Origin of the sequence: Streptococcus cristatus (genome assembly GCF_003943465.1) — a bacterium.
Lineage (GTDB): Bacteria > Bacillota > Bacilli > Lactobacillales > Streptococcaceae > Streptococcus > Streptococcus cristatus_C.
Genome location: NZ_RJPR01000023.1, coordinates 1 through 5,895 on the forward strand (window position 1 = coordinate 1; position 5,895 = coordinate 5,895).

Below are 5,895 nucleotides of genomic sequence, written 5' to 3' on the forward strand. Positions count from 1 at the left end.
AATTTCCGCTATGATCACAGAGGCTGTAATGAGATCAATACCAGGAATAGAATCTAGGATTTCCACTGGTCTCTCATAGAGATTTAGATAGCCGTTCATACGCTCTTCCAAACAATCGATTTCTTTTTGATAAAAATCGTAAATCTCCAAGGACTGACCTAACATAAAACGATGATGAGCCGAAAAATACCCATCAAGTGCCTCAAGGAGTTGGGGAACTTTTCTTTTCAAACTGGTATAAACAGATTGATGGATCATTCTTGGGGTAAGGGGCGTCTCATCAATAAGCAGTTGCAGTAAGTTTCGACCAGAAGCCCCCATGATATCTTCTATGTAGGTTGTCAGCTTAATACCTCCTGATTGGAGGATTTTATGGATCCGATTGGTCTCACGATTACGGCTCTCTACATAGTGTTTCCGTTGTCGTGTTTTTATACTCATGCTCAAGGCGATATTTTGGGGTACCCGTCGGTAGAGTGGATTAGTTTGTCCCACGAAAGTGATATTCAAGAAATTATCAACCACAAAGCCCTCGCTTAGATTATACTTCTAAATGAGGGCTTTTGTCTTTATTTTCATGTTTCTGTGGGTGACGGCTATGTCGTCATGGCTGTCTGTCCCAGCCTCTTTCTGTCTTAAATTTGTTCCATCTGTACTTTCTCAGCCAAATTCATGGCATGGTCAGCAACTCTGGTATAGTGGGAAATGATATCGATGAAGTTGACCCCAGCCTGAGGCGTACATTCTCCCTTGTTAAGACGGGCAATGTGGGTCTTGCGCAGGCTGCGTTCTAGCTTGTCAATAGCTGCATGCTTGGCTTCTAAAGTGTTGGCCAAGTCCACATTATTTGTTTCAACAGAAGTCAAAGCTTCTTTGATAAAGTCCAAGGTCAGTTGATAAATGTTTTCCAACTCTGCCAAGGCAGCTGGTGAAAATTCCACTTTCTTGCGGTGCAAGTAGTCTGTCAAGTTCAGCAGAGCTTCTGAGTGGTCGCCGATTCTCTCCAAATCACGACTAGAGTCCAAAATGCTAGTCAAGACTTCACTCTCTTTTGGATTGAGCTGCTGACCAGATAGGACAATCAGGTAGCGCGTCAATTCATCATCAATAGCATTGATGGCTTCCTCTGTCTTATGACCCTTTTCGGCAGATTTTTCTTCATAGTTCACGATATAATCATAGGCCAATTCGAAAGATTTAGCCGCGTAGCCACCCAAGTGAAGGAGTTCCTTTTTAGCATTTCCCAAAGCCAGTGATGGCGCTTGGTCAATCAAAATCGTATCTAGGTAGAGGGATTCGTATTTAACGGTCTCATCCTCACCCGGAATCAGCTTGGTAACCAAATAAGCTAGAAGGCCGATAAAAGGAAACTGGATAATAGTATTGGTAATATTAAAGGTTCCGTGGGCAAAGGCAATAGTCATTTCTGGTGACAAATGCAAGGCTGTCTCAAACCACTGAATCAGTGATGTGAAAGGCAGAAGGAAGAGCATACAGATGACTGTTCCCACAACGTTAAAGGCTACATGGGCTCCAGCGACACGCTTGGCTGCGATATTAGCCCCCAAGGAAGCAATAATCGCTGTAATCGTCGTTCCGATATTGTCACCAAAGAGAACTGGTAAAGCTCCTTGCAGGTCAATGAGATTGCTGGCATAGAGATTTTGCAGAATCCCAATGGTCGCCGAAGATGCTTGAATGAGCAGAGTCAAGCCTGTTCCGACAAAGACACCCAAGACTGGATTTTTACTTAGCTGAACCATGTAATCTCGGAAGACTTGCAAGTCTTTGAGAGGCTCCATGGCTCCACTCATGAGATTGAGGGCGAAAAAGATCCCGCCGACACCAAAGAGGATGCGCCCGACATTGTTCACTGAGCGATTCTTAGTGAAAAAGAGGCAAACCGCACCTACAAAGAGCAAGGGCAGGGCGTAGTCACCCAACTTAAAACCAATGATGAAAGAGGTCACTGTCGTACCGATATTGGCCCCCATGACAATCCCGATAGCCTGACGCAGGGTCAACAGCCCCGCACTAACCAGACCGACAGTGATTACTGTCACACCTGAACTAGACTGGATCAGGGCTGTCATCCCGATCCCAACTAGCACACCTAAAAAAGGATTGCTCGTGTATTTATCAATGAAATAGCGCAGGCGGTCTCCCGCTGCCTGCTGCAAGCCGTCACCCATCATACGAATACTGTACAGGAACAGCCCTAAGCCTCCTAAAAAGCTAAATATAATTTCTTGCCAATTAATGGACATTTCTTTTCCTCCGAAAAATAAATAGCGGATAATCTCCTATACTATTTTAAAACATCCAGCCTAATCTCACAAGCCTTTTCTAAAAAAGAATTGAATTATTTTTGCTCATTTTGAAACTTTTATTTTCTTCACACTCAAGAGCAAACTAGACTAGACGACAAGGCCCTCTCACGACATGAAAAGACAAGTAGACAGAACTAAATTTCAATATTTTTAGCTTGGTTCATCGCTTTCTAGGATCAGGCTTAAAAGATAGAAATTATCTCAGTTTATCTAAGCACAACTCATATTCTATACATGCAAAAAGCAAAAATCCCAGATAGCCTATGGCTATCTGGGATTTGCTTTCCATCACTAAAATGCTGGTATCATTTTAGCTAGGTTTTAAGATTAGTCTTCCAAATTCACATCAGATGTTGATTCTTTCTTCTTTTTGTTCTTAAGAAAGGCTGATGCCAACGTTGCTATTCCTAATCCAAGCGCTACTAATGGATTATTGGCAGTTCCTGTATTTGGTAAAGCTTTAGCATTTGGAGTAACCTTAACTTTTTCTGGTTGTGCAGGCTGTGGCTTAGGTGCTTGAGAGTGATTTGTAGCACTAGATACAGATGCACTTTCAGACAGACTAGTAGAGATGCTTGCGCTATCACTCAGTGACACACTTGCTGATGTGCTCAATGAAGCAGAAACACTCATGCTCAAGTAGGCACTTGCTGAAAGTGAATCGTCAGCGATAGCATGACTGGCACTGATTGATCCTGAAATGCTTGCACTTGTACTCAATGAAGTAGAGATAGACTGACTATCACTTACAGAAGCTGAAGTACTTGCACTTACAGATGCGAGGTAGCTTGGCAGGTTAAACTCTGGCTTAGACTCGCTGGTTGGATCACCCTTACTGTAGCTGAATGAGTTTGACTCTTGTGACACACTTGTACTCAAGCTGCTTGAAAGGCTATCGCTAAGTGATGTAGAGGTACTTACACTTACGCTTGCTGAATCTGACGCACTAATTGAGGCACTGAGGCTCGTGCTCAAACTTGTACTTACTGAATCTGACGCACTGAGTGAAGCACTTAGACTTGTGCTCAAACTTGTACTTGCTGAATCTGACGCACTAATTGAGGCACTGAGGCTCGTGCTCAAACTTGTACTTACTGAATCTGACGCACTGAGTGAAGCACTTAGACTTGTGCTCAGGCTTGTACTTGCTGAATCTGACGCACTAATTGAGGCACTGAGGCTTGTNCTCAAGCTGGTGCTTGCTGAATCTGACGCACTAATTGAGGCACTGAGGCTCGTGCTCAAGCTGGTGCTGGCTGAATCTGAAGCGCTAATTGAGGCACTGAGGCTCGTGCTCAAGCTGGTGCTGGCTGAATCTGAAGCGCTAATTGAGGCACTGAGGCTTGTGCTCAAACTTGTACTTGTTGAATCTGAGGCACTAATTGATGCACTGAGGCTTGTGCTCAAACTTGTACTTATTGAATCTGAGGCACTGAGTGAAGCACTTAGACTTGTGCTCAAACTTGTACTTGCTGAGTCTGACGCGCTAAGTGAGGCACTGAGGCTTGTGCTCAAACTTGTGCTTGTTGAATCTGAAGCACTAATTGACGCACTGAGGCTTGTGCTCAAGCTGGTGCTTGCTGAGTCTGACGCGCTAAGTGAGGCACTGAGGCTTGTGCTCAAACTTGTACTTGTTGAATCTGAGGCACTGAGTGAAGCACTTAGACTTGTGCTCAAGCTGGTACTTGCTGAGTCTGAGGCACTGAGTGATGCACTGAGGCTTGTGCTCAAACTTGTGCTTGCTGAATCTGACGCACTAATTGATGCACTGAGGCTTGTGCTCAAACTTGTACTTGTTGAGTCTGAGGCACTGAGTGAAGCACTTAGACTTGTGCTCAAACTTGTGCTTGTTGAGTCNGACTCGCTGAGTGAAGCACTGAGGCTNGTGCTCAAGCTGGTGCTGGCTGAATCTGAAGCGCTAATTGAGGCACTGAGGCTCGTGCTCAAGCTGGTGCTGGCTGAATCTGAAGCGCTAATTGAGGCACTGAGGCTCGTGCTCAAGCTGGTGCTGGCTGAATCTGAAGCGCTAATTGAGGCACTGAGGCTTGTGCTCAAACTTGTACTTGTTGAATCTGAGGCACTAATTGATGCACTGAGGCTTGTGCTCAAACTTGTACTTGTTGAATCTGAGGCACTGAGTGAAGCACTTAGACTTGTGCTCAAACTTGTACTTGCTGAGTCTGAGGCACTGATTGATGCACTGAGGCTTGTACTCAAGCTGGTACTTGTTGAGTCTGACGCACTAATTGAAGCACTGAGGCTTGTACTCAAACTTGTACTTGCTGAGGCGCTTGCACTAATTGAGGCGCTTAGACTGGTACTCAAGCTGGTACTTGTTGAGTCTGACGCACTAATTGAAGCACTGAGGCTTGTACTCAAACTTGTACTTGCTGAGGCGCTTGCACTAATTGAGGCGCTTAGACTGGTACTCAAACTTGTACTTGTTGACTCTGAGGCACTGACCGAAGCACTTAGACTTGTACTCAAGCTGGTACTTGCTGAATCTGACGCACTGATCGAAGCACTGAGGCTTGTGCTCAAGCTTGCACTTGATGACTCTGATGCACTAATTGAGGCACTGAGGCTTGTGCTCAAACTTGTACTTGCTGAATCTGACGCACTAATTGAGGCACTGAGGCTCGTACTCAAGCTTGTGCTGGCTGAATCTGATGCACTGAGTGAAGCACTGAGGCTTGTACTCAAACTTGTACTTGCTGAATCTGAATCACTAATTGAAGCACTGAGGCTTGTACTCAAGCTGGTACTTGTTGACTCTGACGCACTGATCGAAGCACTGAGGCTTGTACTCAAGCTGGTACTTGTTGAGTCTGACGCACTGATCGAAGCACTGAGGCTTGTACTCAAGCTGGTACTTGTTGACTCTGACGCACTGATCGAAGCACTGAGGCTTGTACTCAAGCTGGTGCTTGATGAATCTGACGCACTGATCGAAGCACTGAGGCTTGTGCTCAAGCTTGCACTTGATGACTCTGATGCACTAATTGAGGCACTGAGGCTTGTGCTCAAACTTGTACTTGTTGACTCTGAGGCACTGATTGATGCACTTAGACTGGTACTCAAGCTTGTGCTGGCTGAATCTGATGCACTGAGTGAAGCACTGAGGCTTGTACTCAAACTTGTACTTGTTGACTCTGAAGCACTGATTGATGCACTTAGACTAGTGCTCAAACTTGTACTTACTGAGACTGACTGACTTGTGCTCAATGACGTTGAAGCTGATTCACTTGTTGAAACTGACTGGCTTGCGCTCAATGACGCTGAAGCTGACTCGCTTGTTGAAACTGATTGACTCAATCTCAACGATGCTGAGGCACTTGCACTTGCTGATACAGACTGGCTGGTGCTCAATGAGCTTGAAGCTGATTCACTTGCTGAGACTGACTGGCTCAAGCTCAATGACGCTGAGGCACTTGTGCTTACTGATACAGACTGGCTTGCGCTCATTGAGGTTGAAGCTGATTCACTTGTTGAAACTGACTGGCTCAAGCTCAATGACGCTGAAGCTGACTCGCTTGTTGAAACTGATTGACTCAAGCTCAACGAT

At 45.2% G+C, this 5,895-nt stretch carries 3 protein-coding genes and 1 pseudogene; 1 reads left to right on the forward strand and 3 read right to left on the reverse strand.

What is annotated here, in order from left to right; translation table 11 throughout:
- The 3 genes and pseudogenes from D8793_RS11655 to D8793_RS12450 form a co-directional block, all read right to left on the reverse strand.
- Positions 1 to 432: pseudogene (locus D8793_RS11655) on the reverse strand (IS110 family RNA-guided transposase); the annotation flags it as partial.
- Between the two features lie 203 nt (positions 433 to 635).
- Positions 636 to 2,267 (reverse strand): Na/Pi cotransporter family protein, encoded by a 1,632-nt coding sequence (locus D8793_RS11660; RefSeq protein ID WP_125372384.1) that lies wholly within the window; start codon positions 2,265 to 2,267, stop codon positions 636 to 638.
- 390 nt (positions 2,268 to 2,657) lie between these two features.
- The gene (locus tag D8793_RS12450; RefSeq protein ID WP_312023805.1) at positions 2,658 to 3,197 is read right to left on the reverse strand and encodes an LPXTG cell wall anchor domain-containing protein; all 540 of its coding nucleotides are present in this window, start codon (positions 3,195 to 3,197) and stop codon (positions 2,658 to 2,660) included.
- Positions 3,198 to 5,691: 2,494 nt separating this feature from the next.
- Between D8793_RS12450 and D8793_RS12455 the strand changes: the two genes are divergently transcribed.
- Complete coding sequence (locus D8793_RS12455; RefSeq protein WP_125383915.1) at positions 5,692 to 5,880, forward strand: aminotransferase class-IV; 189 nt, start codon at positions 5,692 to 5,694, stop codon at positions 5,878 to 5,880.
- Positions 5,881 to 5,895: the final 15 nt, after the last annotated feature.

Excerpts from the sequence above, each read along its gene's own strand:
- D8793_RS11660 (WP_125372384.1), bottom strand. The coding sequence starts at position 2,267 with ATGTCCATTAATTGGCAAGAAATTATATTTAGCTTTTTAGGAGGCTTA.